Below are 19,140 nucleotides of genomic sequence, written 5' to 3' on the forward strand. Positions count from 1 at the left end.
CCACCAACGGTTACCTTACTTTGGAACGATTCGACAAAAAGTTGAATAAACCAAACAGAAAAAGAATGATTACTTCGCAATAGCATATCAACCATGTAGATCGGAAAAAAGAGATCAGGGATCAACCAAATACGAATAGAAAAAAACAGATAACACTTGCAGGGTTCGCGCTGATGAATATTCCACTTATGAAAGGCCTAAAGTATTATCTCCTGATAGATTGAAGAAAAATTTCACGAATGATGAACCATCAACAGATGGCTCCTGGGGTACTATGACCAAAATCAACCCAATAATAAATTAGCTGATAATTATGGAGCAAAATTATACAAAAACAAACTCTCCTTTGCATAAGAGGTATTTAATGCCTGTGTTATTGTTTTTACTGTTTCCCTTTTATGTCGCTGCACAAAACCAGGTGATAACAGGCCGGGTCACTGACTCCCTGGGAAATGGAATTGCCGGCGTTACAATCGCAGTCAAAGGAACTACCGTGATCGCAAATTCAGATGCATCCGGTAACTTCAGCATCCAGGCAGGCAAAGGAGTTCCGCTGAGAGCCTCGCACGTCAGCTATATCACCAAAGAGGTAGTGCCGGTTGGAAAAACTCTTACCATCATCCTGCAGCAAGCTACGAACGACTTAAACAATGTAGTCGTGATTGGCTATGGTACCATGAAGAAAAAAGATCTTACCGGGGCAATATCTTCCATTCGCCCTAATAAAATTGCAGATGAAAATCCTAAAACAGTACAGGACATCATCCGTGGTACACCCGGCGTAAGCGTAGGTTTCGATCCCTCTGCAAAAGGAGGAGGTACGATACGCATTCGTGGCCAGCGCTCAGTATATACTGATGGCGGACATAATGATCCTTTGCTCATACTGGATGGTATGATCTTTTACGGTGAATTGTCGGAAATAAATCCCGATGATATCGATCAGATTGACATCCTTAAAGATGCTTCTGCCGCTGCGATCTATGGCGCGAAATCCGCCAACGGTGTATTGATCATCACCACAAAGAAGGGCAAAAAAGGTAAGCCTGTTATTAACCTGACAACCAATCTCGGGTTTTCCCAAATGGCTGCCAACAGAAAGGTGTTTGGCCCCGAAGAATATATGCAATACCGCGAGGACTGGTATACTGCCGGCACCTATGGTACCAACCCTGCAACAGGCGTTTATGAACCATATATCTCCGAAACCGCTACCGCAGGTAAACCGGGATATTATGAAATGCCTACCGATAAAATGCTCAATAAATATGGTATCTCTATTGACCAATGGAGAGCCTATTCAACAAATACAAGTGGCGCATCCGATGACCGGATCCGGGCTGAACGTCTAGGTCTCCAGTTCACCACCCTGGAAAACTACCTGCAGCATAAATCCTTTGATTGGTATAAACATAGCTTTCGTACCGGCATTAACCAGGACTATAACCTGAGCGTATCCGGCGCCAGCGACAAAATTAATTACTATTTGTCTGCAGGCATGTTGTCTAATCAGGGAGTGGTGGCAGGTGATAATTACAGGGCAGTACGCTCCAACCTGAAAGTGAATGGGCAGGTGACTGACTGGCTGGATATCAGTGCCAATGTCAATTTCCAGGACCGGTCTGATGGAAATATTGCCGTGAACTGGGGATCACAGATCACTAACAACAGCCCTTTTGCGGCTTACAAAGATGAGGATGGAAACCTGGAGGTACACCCTATGGGCGATGAAATGACTGCCAGCAAAGGATATAATTTTGATTTCAATAAGCAGTATATGAAACTTGAAAGAGGCTATACTGTACTGAATACAATTTTCTCCGCTAAAGTAAAACTGCCTTTTAACATCAAATACGCTTTCAATGTTTCTCCCAGGTATCAATGGTATTACAACCGCTACTTTGAATCATCAGAGCACCCCGACTGGCTGGCCATTAATCATGGCGTAGACCGCAACTGGAGCAAACGTTTTGACTGGTCTTTGAATAATACCCTCAGCTGGGAAAAGATAATTGCACAAAAGCATACTGTCAATGTCACCCTGGTGCAGGAAGCAGAAAACAGGCAATACTGGAGCGATGTGATCAATGCACGGAATATCCTGCCCAGTGATGCACTGGGATTCCATGAAACGGGTACCGGCGACCCGCTTAACAGCAGTTTTAACACCGACGATTCTCGTGAAACGGCAGACGGTATGCTTGCACGTGTGTTTTACTCATACGATGATCGGTATATGTTAACCGCCTCTGTGCGGCGTGACGGCTACTCTGCATTTGGTACGTCTAATCCGCGGGCTACCTTTTTCTCAACAGCCATAGCCTGGACATTTACGAATGAAAACTTCTTTAAATGGAACCCATTGAGCAATGGTAAACTGCGTTTGTCCTATGGGCAGAACGGGAACAGGTCACTTGCTAATCCTTATATCGCACTGGCCAATCTTGCTAATGGCGCCACTACACAGGGATATGTCGATGCCAACGGCAATTATGCCCAATACTATTATCTGAGGATCGATCGTATGGCTAATCCTCATTTGCAATGGGAAAAGACCACCGCATACAATGCCGGATTAGACCTCGCCTTCCTGAATAACAGGATCAGCACAACACTCGATTATTATTTCATGCCCACAACAAATATGATCATGAGCCAGTCGCTGCCTGACTTTTCAGGATTTACCAGCATCACAACCAATTTAGGAGAAGTACAGAACAAAGGTTTTGAAATGTCCGTCAACATGCAAAATATAAAGACGCGCAACTTTAGCTGGAATTCCACATTTGGGTTTTCGAAATATAAAAACACTGTGAAGCACCTGTATTACCGCTACGAAGATGTATTAGATGCCAGTGGAAATGTGGTCTCCTCAAAAGAATCCGATGATATATCCAATGGATGGTTTATCGGTCAATCCATCAGTGCCATCTGGAACTACCGTGTCACAGGAATATGGCAGGTGAATGAGGCTGCTGAAGCTGCCAGGTATGGCCAAAGGCCTGGCGATCCTAAAGTCGCCAATAATTATACGGCAGACGATATTAAAAATACTGACGGAACAACAACAGCAGTGTATAATAACAGAGATAAGGAATTCCTGGGTCAGACAACAGCACCGGTTATGTGGTCATTGCGAAATGATTTTACCTGGAAAAACTTCAATCTCTCATTCAATATCTATTCTTACTGGGGCAATAAGAGCCTGAGCACTGCTTACCTGAACCAGGACAATAGTGTTTCCCAGGTTACCTATAATGCCAATACCTATGAAAAAAAATACTGGACGCTTAACAATCCCAGTGATTTCTTTGGGCGCCTCGATGCCAGAGGTCCTTCCGGTGTTGCCGCGCCTAACAGGCTTTTCGATCGGTCCTTTATCAGGTTGGATAACCTTACCATTGGGTTTGCAATGCCACAAAGGCTGCTTTCCCGGGCAAAGATCGAAAACCTGAAAATATACGCCACGGCACGCAATGTGGCTGTCTGGAAAAAAGATAAGAACTGGAACTACTGGGATATAGAAACCGGAGACATTGCGCCACGGATCTATACAATTGGATTAAACCTGACCCTCTAAAATTTACCCATGAAAAATTACTATATAATAATAATTTTCTTCCTAACGATCATTGCTGGCTGTAGTAAGAAATACCTTGATCCGGATCCGTTATCTTTTTATGAGCCGGAAAAAACCTTCTCTACCAAATCAGGACTTGATGCGGCAATCGCGATGTGCGATAAACATTTGCGTAGCTACTGGAGCTACATTACAACAAGGGATATTTCAGTACCAATAAACACCGAGTATATGTTGTCAGACATGGCCGTATCCGGTAAAACAGATGATGGAAGCATCTTCGCAGATGTGGCTACGCGCCTTACACCTACAGATGGCATGTACACGAATGATGTGAACATGATGAGCTTTTTCTGGGGAGAGACTTACAATGGCATTAAGTATGCCAATACAATCACCACGTTTATTGATAAAGTACCCGGTCTGAATGAGGCAACAAAACATGAATACATCGGCAGGGCCTACTTCCACAGGTCATTCCGTTACCTGGCCTTGTGTTTTCAGTTTAACAATGTGCCGCTGATCACCCAGATTCCATCTACGCCAAAGCAAAACTATAAAAGCACCAGCCGGGAGGCGATCCTGGAAATGATCACCAAAGATATGGAAGCTGCCGTGCAATGGGTGCCCGACCAGTCCGGTATGGCTTATATAGGAATGATCAATAAAGGCGCCTGCCGTCAGCTGCTGATCAAATGCTATCTCGCCACCGGTCAGTGGGATAAAGCAATTGCACAAGCCGATACATTGATCAATAATTCAGGTTATTCATTAATGACAGCGCCATTTGGCACCTTCGAAAGTCCGCTGGAAGCCACCTGGCATATTACCCGGAACGTGATATGGGATCTGCACCGGCCTGTGAACAAATGTATCCTGGCAAATAAAGAAGCCATACTTGCAATGCCCAACCGTGATAATACAGATGCTGCCATAAAAATGCGCAGCATGCGTAACTGGGGCCCAATGTGGAATATATCTACCCTGGTCTCACCTGCAGGAAAATTCATGCAATGCTATGCATCATCAAGTAAATCCTACCAGGCTAATCTTGATTTTAATTCAGCTGTTGGTCGCGGTATAGCCATGATCCGGCCTACCTGGTTTGCAACACAGGACCTTTGGTACGTGAATGGAATAAATGATACGGCTGATCTCCGGCACAACAGCAGGGTGGGGAACTGGGCAAGAATGGATTCCCTGAAATATAATGATCCTTCCGATGCAGCGTATTTCGGTAAAAACCTGCGACTTTACGAAGGCAGTAAAATTTTGTGTTCAGACACCATCCGTAACTGGTTCGATTGGCCGCATTATAAGGTCTTTGTAAACGACCCTGATCATATCGGTAATGCTGCAAGTAATAATAACAGGGGAGGTGCGGCAGACTGGTATTGCTATCGTCTTGCGGAGACTTATCTCCTTCGTGCTGAAGCTGAATTTTACAAAGGAGACATAGGTGCAGCAACTGCAGATGTGAATGTTGTAAGACAAAGAGCGCGATGCCAGCAGTTATGCACGACTGTCACTATTGGCGATATTGTCAATGAACGTGCACGTGAACTATGGATGGAAGAATGGCGGCACATGGAGTTAAGTCGCATATCCTACAGCCTGGCCCTGAGTGGCAAGCCTGATGAATGGGGCAATACCTACAATGCAGCAACCCTTTCTGACAACAGTTACTGGTATCAGCGCATACAGCACTACAGCAATTACTACAACAAAAACAAAGTGACCGTAAAGGGCAGATCCTATACAATGGCTCCTCATAACATCTATTGGCCAATCCCTCAATCAGCTATTGATGCCAACCTCTATGGGAAACTAAGCCAGAATCCTGGCTATAACGGTTATACCCCTGGAACAGAGATGTGGACGAAATGGGAAGATGCTGTAAATGACGAAGATAAAAAGTAAGCAGGAACAAAAAATGCTTACTCCCTTGGCAATGAATTCGCATATTCATTCGGTGACATTTTGAAATATTTCGAAAAATTACGGCTGAAAAGGCTTTGCGAGCTATAACCCACCATCTTTGAAATTTCATACAATGAAAATTCATTGCAGGCAATTAAAGTAGCCGCTTTTTTAAGGCGCGTAAGGTCAATTAGTTCTTTTGGAGATAGTGAGGATAAGAATTTGATCTTTCGATACAGTGTAGTGCGGCTCATGAACATGTGCCCGGCAAGCATATCAATATCAATGTTAGGGTCTTTAATATTGTTGCTGATATATTCGTCCAGTTTCTTCAGAAAGGCTTCATCTGTTTTGGAATGTGCCATTATCCTTACATCTTCAAAAGGCGAACTGGCAAAATGCTCTTTTATTTTACGGCGGTTTGTAAGCAGGTTGGCAATCTGGATCTGCAGCAACTCTGTAGAGAATGGTTTTTGGATATAAGCATCTGCACCTACTTCCAGCCCTTCTATGTGCGCTTGATGGGTGTTCCTGGATGTTAGTAAAATAACAGGGATATGACAGTATTCCACATTGGATTTAATGAGCTTGCACAACTCAAGCCCGTCAATACCCGGCATCATAATATCAGATATGATGAGGTGGATGATCTCTTTGTCTAAAATGCTTTGTGCAATTTCTCCGTCGGCAGCAAGATGCAAGGTATAGGAGTCTTTTAAAACTACAGACAGGAACTCCAGGATATCTTCATTATCGTCAATAATAAGAATACTTTCAGTCATACTATTTTATCTTTTTCCAATTGCTTAATTGAAATTCAAACTTTTGATGTATGGGCAATTGTAGCTCAAAAATAACAATGTCAGCATCGCCGCTGATCAATCGCAAGGACCCATTATGCAACTCAGTGAGCGATTTGGCCAGCGACAGACCGATACCGGTTCCCGGCTTGTTATTACCTCTCACCCTTACAAAGGGCTTAAAGATCTCATCTCTGAATTCATCGGGTATGCCTTTACCATCGTTGTGAAACCTGATGGTAAAATATTCATCGGTATCGTTTACAGTGTGTATGTTGATCGTGGCGCTGCGAGCTGCGTATTTAACGGCATTTGACAGGATGTTGCTGCAGATTTTAACGAATGCCTCTCTGTCTACAAAGGCAATAAATTGTTTTTCCGGTAATACTATAGCCAGGTCAATGTTGTTCCTGGCCGCTTGTTCTCTAAAGCTCGTTAGCAGATCACTTATCAATGCAACAATATCAGTTTTTACAAAGTTAAGGCTGAACTGATTCACCTCTGTTTTTCTGAAATCCAGTAATTGGCTGGTCAGTTCTGTGAGCCGCCGCGTGTTTCTCTCCGCTATAGTGAGGCTATTCTTTACATCAGGATCTTTGCTGTATTTCTTGAGCAACCATTCAATTGGTCCCGCTATAAGTGTAAGTGGGGTTTGTATTTCATGTGTAATACCCGTAAAGAATTCGATCTTAGCCTGGTATATTTCCTTTTCTTTTTCGTGTTCAAACAATTGCAGCTTGCGCAAATTTTTACGCTCGAGGTGCTGGCGATACAGACGGGCCGAAAGGATGATAATCGTGCCTGAGAGCAAGAGGTATAAAATATAAGCGATCCTGCTTTTCCAGAAAGGAGGCAGAATTTTGATGACCAGGCGTCTTTCTTTGCTCTCCCAGCTTCCGGTATTGCTTTCAGCGTGAACAACAAACTCATAAGTACCGTGACTAAGATCAGTAAAATAAGCTTTGCGGTTAGTCGTGAGATAGGTCCAGGGCTGATCAATGCCTGTCATTAAATATTTATAGCGCGTTGCTTCGGGTGATGAATAGTTCAATGCGGCAAACTCAATACTGAAATTATTCTGATCGTAGTTTAATATAATAGTATCTGTGTATAGAATAGATTTGGAAAGAGGACTGTTATGCCCACCAGGTATCGTTTCAATATTGTTGATCTGGAAACCTGTAATATAGGTAGGGGGACTGGGCTCTGGCTGGTTAAATTGCGCCGGATCAAAGGCTATCATCCCTTTAACTGAACCGAAATACATTTTACCATTGCTATGTTTGTATGCTGAGTTGTAGTTGAACTGGTCCGTGATCAATCCGTTGGCTTTAGTGTAGACTTTTACCTGTTCAGAATGCAGGTCGAATGAAATAAGGCCTTTAGACGAACTGATCCACAAATGCTTTGAATCGTCTTCCAGGATGCTGTACAATACATTGCTTGGCAGTCCGTTTGCGGTAGTATATCTTTTCCTGCTTTTCCGGTCAGGGCTCAGTTTTATCAATCCGCAGCCGGTGGTGGCAAACCATAAAGCATGTTCACTGTCTTCAAAGATCTTATACACAGGAAATTCATTAATGGTATGGCCCTTTGTGGTAGCGCTGAAACGTATATTGCCATGTTGGCCGCTTGCAGGATTATAATAGAACGCCCCTTCCTTTACACTGCCTGTCCAGATATTACCTTTGGAGTCTTCAAATATATCGAAGATGTAAGTGTTGTATGGTATCTCATTTATGCGTTTGAACGTCTTGTGTTGCCTGTCATACTCAAAAAGCCCCGCATTACGATAAGCGGTGCCTACGAGTAGTTTATTATTCCGTGTACGGTGGAATGAAATGACAAAATCACTTATCCGGCCCCTGCTGTCACTAATCAGTTTGAAACGATCTGTAATCAGGCCGGTGCGCATATCCATGATTTCCATCCCCTGTAAGAAAGCGCCGATAAATAGTTCCTTGCCCCAGGGAAGCAGGCCATGAATATTCGAATAGGAGATACTCCCTTTTTTCCCTGTATCAGTATAGCTTGTAAATAGGCCTGTTTTCAGATCCAGCTTGTTGATCCCGGCATCTTCGGTGCCGACCCACAGGTTGCCGCTGCTATCAGCGCAGATTTCCCGGACCGCATTGCCTGAAATAGAATTGGTACCTGGTAATGGATAATATTTTTCAAACCGCGCATTGACCTTTGAATAGTAATTTAACCCGCCAAAGAAAGTACCCGCCCACATACCTCCCTGCTTGTCTCTGCATATAGTATAAACGGCATTGTCTGCCAGCGCATAAGGGTCGCCGGCTCTTTTTCTAAGGCAGATGCTTTTATCTGTGGTTAAGTTGTAAATGTAAATCCCTAATTCGGTGGCGATCCAGTATTGCCCATCGTGATCTACCGCAATGTCTCTTACAAAAATGTCTTTATGCTTATCGGCATCCAGAGACAATGTTTTGACAATACCGGTTTTAGTATTGTAACATTTTAATCCCTGTTTAAAGCAGCCTATCAATAGCCCCTTATCAGGAGCCGGGTATATTTTGCTGATAGACCGTGCATTTGGAGGCAGACTTTTCTCAACGATCCTTATCCTGCTACCAGGCTTTTCATTTGGATCGTAAATATGAATGTTACCATCATCGTCGCCCATCCATACATTCATATTTGCATCCAGCGCAAGGCAGGAGGCCTTCACTTTCAGGTTCACCAGCCTGTCCTCTGCCTGAATGTACTTGTAGAGGGAGAATTTAATGAGGAACCAGAGGTTATTATCATTATCAATAACGAGATTGTTAGTATAATCTTTCGGATCAGTTTCGAGCTCAGTGAGCACTTCTGTGAACGGGTTGTATTTAAAAAGACCTTTGCCGGTTGCTATCCAGATCATTCCTTTTTTATCCTCAGCTATACAGTTAATAACATCGTTCCCCAGGCTACCGAATTGATCATTATTGTTTTTGTAGGCCTTGAAAGAGTAGCCGTCAAAACGGTTCAAACCACCACGGGTGCCTACCCAGATCAAGCCCGTGCGATCCTGGATGATAGTATTTACAGCATTGTGTACCAGTCCGTCATCCACCTGGTAATGCTTAAAGTAATATTGGCCAAAACAGGAAGAAATAGTGAACAGTAACAATAAGGTCAGCAAAGTATTATAACGTGGAAATTTCATAATGCCTGATTCAAATATAAATATATGAGATCAAATATTCTATCCCGTTCGGAGAAAATTTCGGAAAGCCTTCCATTTCGGATGGGACAAATCGACAAAAAGTTGAACAGATTATGTACCATCCATTCGTTTATTTTGAATGGCACTAATCAAATCACTTAACCCACAAATCTCTATGAAAAACGACCTATTTACCAGTACTATTGTTGCCATCGCATTGCTTGCGGCCGGTTGTAACAAAAAGCAATCGGAGGGCATTACCCAGCTGAGCCTCCCTAAAACTATCGCCGTTGCACCTCCATTGGGAACACTGGAGGATAGTGCTATCTATCGCATCAGGGGGGTCTCTTCATTGCCAGCCGGCCCCGTAGTTGAAGTGACCGGCAACTCAACGGCTGAAGGTGCAAAAATTCAGCAATGGGGATGGTTTCCCAATAACGGACAGAAATGGAGACTTATAAAGACCGATGCCACTTATTATAAGCTGGTCAATGTTACCAGTAATAAATGCCTTCAGTCGCCATCGGCTACTTCCGGCGATATATTACAGCAGGGAACTGATGATGGTTCTGATGCACAACGCTGGGCCATTGCCTATTCCGGCAGTAACAATGTTTTTTCACTGACCAACAAGCAAACAGGTATGAAAATGGTTGTTGATCCTGAAGATACTGTACCCGGGAGAAAAATCAGACAGAAAAGTAGCGTAACAGGTACGCAGGATCTCTTTGAATTTCGTAACCTTAATTTTCAAAATCCTTTAATTGCTGCCAGTCGCCCTGATCCCTTCATCGCGCAAAGAGACGGCTATTATTATTTCCTGTATACGAAAGGCAATAAGATAGGCATTACGAAGACCCCATCCGTATCATTACTAGCGGCTATGACTGAGACCATTGTCTGGACCCCTCCCACAGGTACAGCGTATTCATCTAATATATGGGCGCCTGAATTACATTTCCTGTCAGGCAAGTGGTATATATATTTCGCTGCTGATGATGCCGGAGGCGATGATAATCACCGTATGTTCGTGTTGGAGAATCCCAATGCTGACCCTACAACCGGAACATGGACATTCAAAGGAAAGATATCCGATTCATCTGATCAATGGGCTATTGACGGTTCTGTGCTGACCATTGGCACTAAAAATTACTTCATATGGTCGGGCTGGGAGAGTGTGGCCACCAAGTATAAACAATACATTTACCTTGCTCCTATGTCTAATCCCTGGACTATCAGCGGTCCCAGGGTAGCGATATCATCGCCTACCAATACCTGGGAAAAATATGAGCCCAGTTCAATAGGGCTTGGCGTGAATGAAGGTCCCATCATGCTACAGAAAGATGCCAGCAGCCCGGTTTTCATTATATATTCAGCCAGCCGTTACACGAGCGATAATTATTGCCTGGCGCAAATACAGTTAACAAACGGAGGTGATCCCACCGTTGCGGCCAACTGGATAAATAAGAAGCAGGTGTTTGTCAGAAATGATGCTAACAATGTTTATGGACCAGGACACAATGGCTTTTTCACCAGTAGTTATACCGACGCAAACAATGTGTTGCATACCGAAAACTGGTTTGTATATCATGCGCGCAGTGTAGCCGCAACTACAAACGGCGGCAGACCGGCAAGAATACAAAAACTGACATGGAATTCGGATGGATCACCAAACTTTGGGGTGGCCGGAGCGACGGGTGTTGATATGCCTATTCCGATAGGGGATTGAGATTAGCTGCGATCTATTCTCCAATTATGATGACCGCCTGGGGCCAGGGAACGTCTTATAACCGGTTGATGCTTCAAAGTTGCCCCTTAAAAACAAACCAGTAACTGACAGGATAAAAATGTTCCTGTCAGTTACCGGTTTGTGTATTTCAGAAAGAAACTTAAAGCGATACTTTGAATAGCAACCTGTCGGCTGTTCGTGTGAGTGTAAACTGATGCTCCTCGATTACGGGATCGCCTACAACGATATACGTGGGGTTACATGGACTGTTCGTGTTTTCTTCCCTGTTAGAGTAGGACAGGGTAGCCGTGTCTACGTTGGGAATGCTTATTTTATATTTGAACGCTCCTTTTTTTGTGTCCGCAATATTAAATACCAATGCTCCATACAGGGGGGCGCCGGACTGCGTTACAATCATTCCTTGTTCTGCAGGGACACCTGTTGTTTCCGAAGTAATCTTTATAGTTGTAGGATCAACGTTTCTTGACAAAAGAATATTTTCCCCGGTTTGTCGATCTATCAGCGTTAGTCCTACCTGTGTAGGCGTTCCTTCACTGACGATATCATCGCAGAGCCGGGATTTTTTCTGACACGCTGCTAGAAAATTTGCAGTACCCAGTAATATCAACGGCACGTAATAAAATTTCTTTGTAAGAAAATAGGCTAATGGTTTCTTTTTCATACGGAATTTGCTTTAAAAATAGGGAAGGTCAATCGTCAGTTATGATGCCATGCTTTATTAAACTTATCTACCTCGGCTTTTGAGGGGTTCGTAACTGCAATAATTTGTCCTGTTCCATTGCTTAATATAAAGAACTTTAATGGACTGAACTGTTTAGTACTTTCCAGGATAGCGTCATAATATAAGTCACCGTTTTTTACACTCCGATCAAATTTAAAAAAGGATGCATATTGTGCCAGGCTAAGCTTATATAAGGTTCCGGTGTCCAACGATATGCTATTGGCTACAGTTACAAGCGGATAAGCGTTGACTATAATAGTTGTATCTGGTTCGGGCAAATTTGATGCAGCTACAGTACTTTGTTTTTTGCAGGCAACAACCAGTGGTAACAATAGGTAACAGAGGAAATTAGTATTCATAACCGAATTTACACAAAGAAATTCAGACCTGAAACACTCAAAAAAAGGTGTGATGCTCCCACCGGGCATGGGATTTAATGGATCGTGAGAAAAACCGCAGAGGTCGGGGTGTAAAAAATAATTACAATTCCCTGGGACAAGCGGCTGTTATAACTCATGAGTTGTTGCATGCGAACTCACATTACGAGATAGATGACGCAACATCTTATAAAGGGGCAGGGAAGCTACATTGTCGTATGGAAAATACCTTGACAAAATGCGATCTGTATTGAAAGATTTTGTCACAGCAAACAATATAGACGGAGTGTCTGATCTTGATATAAAGGCAATAAGTGCTATTAGCATTGGTATACAAGATAAAAGTAATAATATTATTACCGAAGTGGCGGATATAGTAGGGGAGTATTCAAAATCAGTTTTGGGTGGATAATAGTTTCTCCGACTATGGAAATAAATTAGCCGCTGCTTATCAGATTATGAAGGAGGATGTCACAAATCGATTGTTAAGCAAAAAGAGCAATTAAATGAGACTATTTATTATTGTGATGCTTTTTCTGACCTCGTGTGGAACGTTGAAAGAGCCAAGTAAAAGTAACCCTAAATTGGAATTAAGATATTATTCAGACAGTTGCGATCAGTATGTGGAATATGACCGTGAATATATTACTGATTCCAGCTATGTTGAGAGAATGGAAAACAGGGTTGATTCTCTGATTCTCAAAGGCGGGCAGCTATTTACGTTGCGTCAAAGGAGTGTATATAAAATAATTGATACTGAAGAAGATTTTATCAGAAATGGAAAGGTGTATCGGTATTATTTTTACTGTGTAAATGCAGTTGATACCATATTGAAGCCTGGAGAGTCATATTTGCGCCGTAATATAAGACTCGAGGCATCAGTAATTGCAGTTATCCCATTTAAAGAGGCCTTGATTAACGGCAAAAGTGTGTTTTTATATTATTTGATAGGAGATTGTTACCCACTAAGTGATGAGAAATGCATCGAGTCTAGTATTATAAATGGGCACTATACTATTCTTTATTTTGAAAATGGGATCGGTTATGTAGGATATCAGGTAGGAAAGCAGGGTTGTAGGTTTGATATTACTGCAAAATCTCATGAAATTTTAAAAAGTAAAATAAATAAGTGACTGTTATCAATAATTCATGAGTAAAAGAAAAGCTTATATATATTCGTACATAATATCTATTTTTTATGTTGGCTGGGCAACTATTGCTGATAGGTGCCGCCCAGCAGGGTCTCTAGGCATTATCATTTAGTGATATGCCGGGAGACCCTGCGTTGTTTTATTAACTAACATTGTTAGATCGCATGAGGCATTCTTCTCCGTTGGATTATTTCCCGACTTCTGTTGTCGGTCAGAAGTCACGACAACGGAGTCGGGAACACAAGCAGGAGCAGCAAAAAGCTAACTGGTACGCCGGAATATTATACGGGAGAATTACTTAATAACAGATAATATGAAAGCATTTTTTGTTGTCGTAATTGTAATTTTATTTTCAAGTCAGTTGAAAGGCCAAACATTAACAAAGAAGAAGCTTACAAAACATGATATAAGAACTGGAGTTTTAATGAAATTTTATAGCTCTGCCAACGACAGTTACGGTACTGTTGAATTATTGTTGATGAAGGATAGAACTTTTTTATATAATTTGAATGCTATTGCGAATAATGGAGTAAGTCAAGGCAAATGGGAAATAGCCAATGGTGTACTAATGTTACAAAGCTCACTTCAAATTGATAACGTTCCTATAGAAATAAGCAGTGATAGTAACAGACGTTTTGTCTATAAATCGAATATTGCTATTGTAGAAAATACGAAGCATGAGCTTTTAACTGATGCAGTTGTGTTAATCAACGAAGATAGTATTAAATGTCTTCCCATGATAGGAAGCTGTAACGGTTCATTTGATAGAATAACCCGTGTAAAAGTGGTTTTTGAAAATGGCATGTCATCAAAGTGGATAACAATTGAAGGGAATAAGAATAAAGTAGCGATTACTGTACTGACTGATGTGCCTATTAGTAGGTATATTGTTATGAATAAGCAGCGGTTTATATTGAGCGGTAAATATCTAAAAAAAGAATGCCCCTAAAAGTAAATATAGTCTTTGCAGATCCTCAGTAAGAGCATAGCGCCCTATCCCGCCGTTGTCGTGGTAAGGTCGTTTTGGTTGAACACTAATGATGTAAAACTTGTAAATTGCAGTGACGATTAAATGTATGAAGAGACGGGGTCGGTTATAGCAGAAAGCGTAGCAGCAGAAATATGAGACTATAAAATATATTGTGTAAACACATAGTCAACTGATCAAATCCGACATCTGTTTTCAAAAATAGTTAAATATTGATGGAGCACCAGCCCCCAGTTATGGATAGGCATGCTCCATTTTTTTTCAATGTTCATGATAGCCAGGTAAACGGCCTTTTGAGCCGCAGCATCATCCGTAAATTGAACTTTGGTCTTAGTATACTTGCGGATGCCCCTATTAAGATTTTCGATGGTATTTGTGGTATACATGATCTTGCGGATCTCCATTGGGAAGTCAAAGTAGCTGGTAAGATTATCCCAGTTGTTCTCCCACGATTGAATCGCATGTCTGTATTTAGCCCCCCACTTATCAGAACAAGTGACTAACGCATGCTCTGCAGCTGCGCGATTAGGCGCTCCATAAACTTCCTTCAGATCAGCACAAAACTCTTTCCTGTCCTTCCATACCACATATTTACAGCTATTGCGGATCTGATGGACAACACACAGCTGGGTAATTGTTTGTGGGAATACACCCTTAATAGCATCTGTAAAGCCTTTTAAGTTATCAGTGCAGGCAATTAATATATCCTCTACTCCTCGAGCCTTTAAATCGGTTAAAACGCTCATCCAGAAGGAGGCGGATTCAGTTTCTGCCATCCACATGCCCAACACTTCTTTCAACCCATCATTTTTCAGTCCGATTACCAGGTATATGCATTTGTTGATATACTTACCGTTTTGCTTGACTTTCAGCACTATTCCATCCATCCAGACCATAAAGTAAACAGGCTCAAGAACCCTGTTCTGCCAGCTTTTTACATGCTCCGAGATACGATTAGTGACATTGGAAATGGTGCCTTCGCTTACGTCTACACCGTATACCTCTTTCACCTGATCACTAATGTCTGAGGTTGTCATTCCGCGGCTGTACATGCCGATAATAGCCTCTTCCAGCTTATCACTCATCCGTTGTCCCTTGGGAATAAGGACTGGGTCAAACTCACTATTACGATCACGGGGAATATTAAGGGCAAGGTCGCCGAGAGATTCTGTCTTAATTTTCTTTTTGTAAGAGCCATTGCGGCTATTACCTGAGTTTCTTCCTTCAGGGCTATGTTTCTCATAACCAAGATGTTCATCGAGTTCTCCCTTCAGCATTTCTTCCACACCCTGCTTAAACAGGCTATTGAAAAAGGCGTGAAACTCCTCTTTGTTCTTAAACTGCTTGAAGAACTCCTTCGAGAATTGTGGTTGTTGATTGTCCATGGTACTGTATTCAAAGTTAAAAAATATCGGGGGCAAATCCAGCCGCCGTACCCAGCAGGTGTCGTTCCGTTCGGCTCCGCTACGCTCCGCCTCACTTCACTCCACCTGCTGGTGGTATTAACTCGATACAGTTGAATATATACTTACACAAAGAATTTTACACTACCAGAAATATCGGTATCATACATGTGTAATAGCTCCGATTTGATCCGACAGTCGGGTAATATTTTAGGCAGTTGGCGGTAGCTCGTCCAGCTGCTTTTCTTTTGCTAAAGGTACTGTTTCTTCGAAAGTTTGTAAAGGAGTTCGTCCGAAGCAGTATTTACCAGTATGTGTCCGATTACGATTGTAGTGATCAATCCACTCATCTAAATCGGTCTGGATCTGCTCAAGAGAAGTGTAGATCTTCTTCCGGAAGGCTATCGAGTAAAACTCGTCTTGAACCGTACGGTTAAATCGTTCACAGATTCCGTTGGTTTGAGGGCTTCTCGCTTTAGTCTTAGCATGATCTATGTCCTCTAATGCTAAATAGAGCTCAAATTCATGATGATCTCTTGCTCCACAGTATTCAGTGCCTCTATCAGTTAATACACGCAGCAAGCGTACTCCATATTCCTCATAGAATGGTAATACCCTGTCGTTTAACATGTCTGCTGCAACCAAAGCGTGTTTACGGTCATATATTTTGGCAAACGCGACCTTAGTGTAGGTATCAATAAATGTCTGCTGATAGATTTTTCCGACACCTTTTATAGTGCCTACATAATAGTTATCCTGTGCGCCGAGATAACCAGGATGAAGTGTTTCGATTTCGCCATGAGCAACCTTTTCCTCTTTTGCTCTTTCCAATGCGATGACCTGAGCTTCAGTTAAAACCAGGCCTTCACTTCCAGATTTCTCTTCCAGAGCTTTTAGACGTTTCTTAAATGTTTCCAGATTATGCCTTAGCCATACTCCCCGCACGCCTGCAGGTGAGTGTAAATTCTGGTCATGTTGGTTCTTCGTCACTTTTGGTGGTTACTACCTTTGCAGCACCAATCGCTTTCGTAACAGATTGAATCCAGCCCGTCCGTACATCTGACGCTTTATTGTCTTCAATTTATTAATTTGGCCTTCAACCTGTCCATTACTCCAGGGAAATGAGACTGCATTTGTTACAGCAGTGATGTCTGATAGTAATCCTTTGCAAAGCTTTTAAGCTCTTTAAGGTTGGTACCAGATACTTCATCAATCCAATCTTGTAATCCTTCTCCATGTTTATTTTCTAATAGTTTACGAAACCTGTTTACATAAAGTGAAGTTGTTTGAATATCCTTTGACTTTTTCTTTAAATTGGAGATCAATTCCCTCTCTTCCATTGATAGTTGCTTTCTTTTTCGATAAAGTAATAGACTTACTTTCCTTGCGGACCAGTATGGCATTGAAGAGGATGATATTGTTGGATACCGTTTCCCTTTCTGATATCCCTTTAGGTGTTCATAGAATACGCTTTTGCTTCCCTTATATCCTCTTTCTTTAACTTCATTCCATAACTGAATAATTTCCACTTCAGGTTCTTCTCTCAATCTGGACTGGATATAATCTACATATCCAGTTAAGTTACTTCTGGCGGGTATTTTAGGTGGTGGCTCGTTTAGGTGCAAGTATTTTTTTACAGTATTTCTACTTGCTCCTACCAATCTGGCAATAGTTCTTATTGGTACGCCATCCTTATAATATTTCCTTATTTGTTCGAATTGCGAAAAGCGCTTCGGCAATGAGCCATAAGAGGATTCTTTCAAAGCCTGGTTTCCTGGTTCCAGGTATTCCTTTGCTGCTTTCACCTTGTTTACCAATTGAGGTTTCATGCTTTGCCGAACCCGTTCTAATAGTTTAGTCAAAGCATCACCCATATTTTTTATCAGATGCCAACGATCTGCTATTTGTAATGCCTGCGGAGCACCTTTTGAAACTCCTTTGGCATATCTAGCGAACCGATCCCGGGTTACTATTTTTATATCAGGTCTTTGCTTTAACCAATCTTCTACGGTTTTAGCTTCCCTATCGGGTAATAAATCAATGATCTTTCGTGATGTCAGGTCGATAATAGCAGTTCCATAAGTGTGGCCTTTTTTATATGCCCAATCATCTATCCCTATCTCATTTGCCTCAAAGTTTTGAGGAAATTTCTGTTTGTGTATTAATCTGATAAACGTGGAACTACTCGTAGGTATATTTAAGGTTTGAGATAACTTTGATCCCATATTACCACCAACCAACAATGCTATCTTCAAAAGCTTTTTATTCAGCCTATTGGTAGTCCTACTATACTTAGAAAAAGTATTATCAAGAGATTCAACGAAGATCTTTCTGATACATGACTGGTTTTCACAATAAAATTTCCTACATTTTAATCTTATCAATACTTTATTCTCAAACACTGGTAAATCTCTGAAGGATCGATAATAGTAGCTATGAAGTTTGGTCGCAGGAATATTACAAAGAGGGCACAACTGCTCCACTTTCTGGCTTCTCATAAATAGAGTGATATTACCTGCATCTACTTTGTAATCCAATAAATCAAAGCAAAACACATCACAATCAAATATTAAATTTTGAGGCACATGAAATTTATAACTTATGTTACATTGAGTCTCATTATGTAACACTTCCCAACCACCAAAAGTGACGAAGAACCAACATGACCAGAATTTACAGTTGAAATCAATTATGTAATACTAGTTATAATTATGTATAAATGCTTTTGATAAAGAGCTTGTGTTTCGTGATATGTGAAAGATCGGGATGGCATCGCGAATATCATAGCGATATTGAAAGTAAAAGAAGCTGCTATCACAAATTGATTATATATCGGCAGGCGGTGTTCGTAGCGTATGGCAAATGCACGACCTGGAGGTATTCGATAAGAGATTAAAGGCGCTGGAAGCTAAAGTGGCCCAGGAAGGCATTATCCTTACGGAAGCCCAGATGATAGCTCTTGAGCGTAAAAAGGAAAAAAGAGAAGCTTACGGTGAGATTGAAACCGAACACCCTGGTTATCTGGGAGCACAGGATACTTATTAGGAAGAGTTTACGTTATCGCATTCCGCAAGCGACTTTACACCACATTGGAGCAGCTGCAGGCCGACTTAGATAGTTGGCTCAATTACTATAATAATGAGCGGCCACGTAGCGGAAAATACTGTTACGGTAAAACACCCATGGAGACTTTTATGGCAATTAAGCATCTGGCCAAGGGAAACAACTAAATCAGTTATCTTTAGTTAAAATTTAATCATACAAAATCCCTTGCACTGTCA

General features: G+C 41.8%; 12 protein-coding genes and 3 pseudogenes. 7 read left to right on the plus strand and 8 right to left on the minus strand.

The genetic code is table 11. The annotated features are described in order from the left end of the window. Window positions 1–313 precede the first annotated feature (313 nt). Window positions 314–3,580: a SusC/RagA family TonB-linked outer membrane protein gene (locus MYF79_RS13635; RefSeq protein WP_247814476.1), complete on the plus strand. Its 3,267-nt coding sequence runs from the start codon at window positions 314–316 to the stop codon at window positions 3,578–3,580. 9 nt (window positions 3,581–3,589) lie between these two features. Then, entirely contained in the window at window positions 3,590–5,500 is a 1,911-nt protein-coding gene (locus tag MYF79_RS13640; protein WP_247814477.1) for a RagB/SusD family nutrient uptake outer membrane protein, read from the plus strand. A gap of 17 nt (window positions 5,501–5,517) precedes the next feature. Here the strand turns inward: MYF79_RS13640 and MYF79_RS13645 are convergent, their stop codons facing one another. Both MYF79_RS13645 and MYF79_RS13650 read right to left on the minus strand, forming a co-directional pair. Continuing rightward, window positions 5,518–6,282: a response regulator gene (locus tag MYF79_RS13645; RefSeq protein ID WP_247814479.1), complete on the minus strand. Its 765-nt coding sequence runs from the start codon at window positions 6,280–6,282 to the stop codon at window positions 5,518–5,520. A 1-nt stretch (window position 6,283) separates the two neighbouring features. After that, window positions 6,284–9,469 (minus strand): two-component regulator propeller domain-containing protein, encoded by a 3,186-nt coding sequence (locus MYF79_RS13650; protein ID WP_247814481.1) that lies wholly within the window; start codon window positions 9,467–9,469, stop codon window positions 6,284–6,286. Window positions 9,470–9,644: 175 nt separating this feature from the next. Between MYF79_RS13650 and MYF79_RS13655 the strand changes: the two genes are divergently transcribed. Beyond that, the gene (locus MYF79_RS13655) at window positions 9,645–11,198 is read left to right on the plus strand and encodes a family 43 glycosylhydrolase (protein ID WP_247814483.1); all 1,554 of its coding nucleotides are present in this window, start codon (window positions 9,645–9,647) and stop codon (window positions 11,196–11,198) included. 160 nt (window positions 11,199–11,358) lie between these two features. Here the strand turns inward: MYF79_RS13655 and MYF79_RS13660 are convergent, their stop codons facing one another. Both MYF79_RS13660 and MYF79_RS13665 read right to left on the minus strand, forming a co-directional pair. Further along, the gene (locus MYF79_RS13660) at window positions 11,359–11,880 is read right to left on the minus strand and encodes a hypothetical protein (protein WP_247814484.1); all 522 of its coding nucleotides are present in this window, start codon (window positions 11,878–11,880) and stop codon (window positions 11,359–11,361) included. 35 nt (window positions 11,881–11,915) lie between these two features. Beyond that, window positions 11,916–12,299 (minus strand): hypothetical protein, encoded by a 384-nt coding sequence (locus MYF79_RS13665; protein ID WP_247814486.1) that lies wholly within the window; start codon window positions 12,297–12,299, stop codon window positions 11,916–11,918. Between the two features lie 268 nt (window positions 12,300–12,567). On the opposite strand from MYF79_RS13665, the gene MYF79_RS13670 reads away from it, so the two are divergent. The 3 genes from MYF79_RS13670 (at window position 12,568) to MYF79_RS13680 (ending at window position 14,417) form a co-directional block, all read left to right on the plus strand. After that, on the plus strand, window positions 12,568–12,729 hold the full coding sequence (locus MYF79_RS13670) for a hypothetical protein (RefSeq protein ID WP_247814488.1): 162 nt from the start codon (window positions 12,568–12,570) through the stop codon (window positions 12,727–12,729). 94 nt (window positions 12,730–12,823) lie between these two features. Continuing rightward, complete coding sequence (locus MYF79_RS13675) at window positions 12,824–13,450, plus strand: hypothetical protein (protein ID WP_247814489.1); 627 nt, start codon at window positions 12,824–12,826, stop codon at window positions 13,448–13,450. A gap of 331 nt (window positions 13,451–13,781) precedes the next feature. Further along, a complete protein-coding gene (locus MYF79_RS13680; RefSeq protein ID WP_247814491.1) occupies window positions 13,782–14,417 on the plus strand; it encodes a hypothetical protein in 636 nt (211 codons plus the stop codon). A gap of 215 nt (window positions 14,418–14,632) precedes the next feature. Here MYF79_RS13680 and MYF79_RS13685 read toward each other — a convergent pair whose 3' ends face one another. The 4 genes and pseudogenes from MYF79_RS13685 to MYF79_RS13695 form a co-directional block, all read right to left on the minus strand. Then, window positions 14,633–15,841 (minus strand): IS256 family transposase, encoded by a 1,209-nt coding sequence (locus MYF79_RS13685; protein WP_247814492.1) that lies wholly within the window; start codon window positions 15,839–15,841, stop codon window positions 14,633–14,635. Between the two features lie 228 nt (window positions 15,842–16,069). Further along, window positions 16,070–16,816: pseudogene (locus MYF79_RS13690) on the minus strand (integrase core domain-containing protein); the annotation flags it as partial. Window positions 16,817–16,861: 45 nt separating this feature from the next. Next, window positions 16,862–16,984, minus strand: a pseudogene (locus MYF79_RS32505) (hypothetical protein); the annotation flags it as partial. Window positions 16,985–16,995: 11 nt separating this feature from the next. Then, window positions 16,996–18,357, minus strand: coding sequence for an ISL3 family transposase (locus MYF79_RS13695; RefSeq protein WP_247811729.1), 1,362 nt, complete (start codon window positions 18,355–18,357; stop codon window positions 16,996–16,998). A gap of 328 nt (window positions 18,358–18,685) precedes the next feature. On the opposite strand from MYF79_RS13695, the pseudogene MYF79_RS13700 reads away from it, so the two are divergent. Further along, window positions 18,686–19,089 (plus strand): annotated as a pseudogene (locus tag MYF79_RS13700) (IS481 family transposase); the annotation flags it as partial. Window positions 19,090–19,140: the final 51 nt, after the last annotated feature.

It is taken from the genome of Chitinophaga filiformis (assembly GCF_023100805.1).
GTDB lineage: Bacteria > Bacteroidota > Bacteroidia > Chitinophagales > Chitinophagaceae > Chitinophaga > Chitinophaga filiformis_B.

Coding starts and splice junctions, on each gene's coding strand:
- MYF79_RS13675 (WP_247814489.1), top strand. CDS start 12,824: ATGAGACTATTTATTATTGTGATGCTTTTTCTGACCTCGTGTGGAACG.
- MYF79_RS13685 (WP_247814492.1), bottom strand. CDS start 15,841: ATGGACAATCAACAACCACAATTCTCGAAGGAGTTCTTCAAGCAGTTT.
- MYF79_RS13695 (WP_247811729.1), bottom strand. CDS start 18,357: ATGAGAAGCCAGAAAGTGGAGCAGTTGTGCCCTCTTTGTAATATTCCT.
- MYF79_RS13635 (WP_247814476.1), top strand. CDS start 314: ATGGAGCAAAATTATACAAAAACAAACTCTCCTTTGCATAAGAGGTAT.
- MYF79_RS13660 (WP_247814484.1), bottom strand. CDS start 11,880: ATGAAAAAGAAACCATTAGCCTATTTTCTTACAAAGAAATTTTATTAC.
- MYF79_RS13665 (WP_247814486.1), bottom strand. CDS start 12,299: ATGAATACTAATTTCCTCTGTTACCTATTGTTACCACTGGTTGTTGCC.
- MYF79_RS13655 (WP_247814483.1), top strand. CDS start 9,645: ATGAAAAACGACCTATTTACCAGTACTATTGTTGCCATCGCATTGCTT.
- MYF79_RS13680 (WP_247814491.1), top strand. CDS start 13,782: ATGAAAGCATTTTTTGTTGTCGTAATTGTAATTTTATTTTCAAGTCAG.
- MYF79_RS13650 (WP_247814481.1), bottom strand. CDS start 9,469: ATGAAATTTCCACGTTATAATACTTTGCTGACCTTATTGTTACTGTTC.
- MYF79_RS13645 (WP_247814479.1), bottom strand. CDS start 6,282: ATGACTGAAAGTATTCTTATTATTGACGATAATGAAGATATCCTGGAG.
- MYF79_RS13640 (WP_247814477.1), top strand. CDS start 3,590: ATGAAAAATTACTATATAATAATAATTTTCTTCCTAACGATCATTGCT.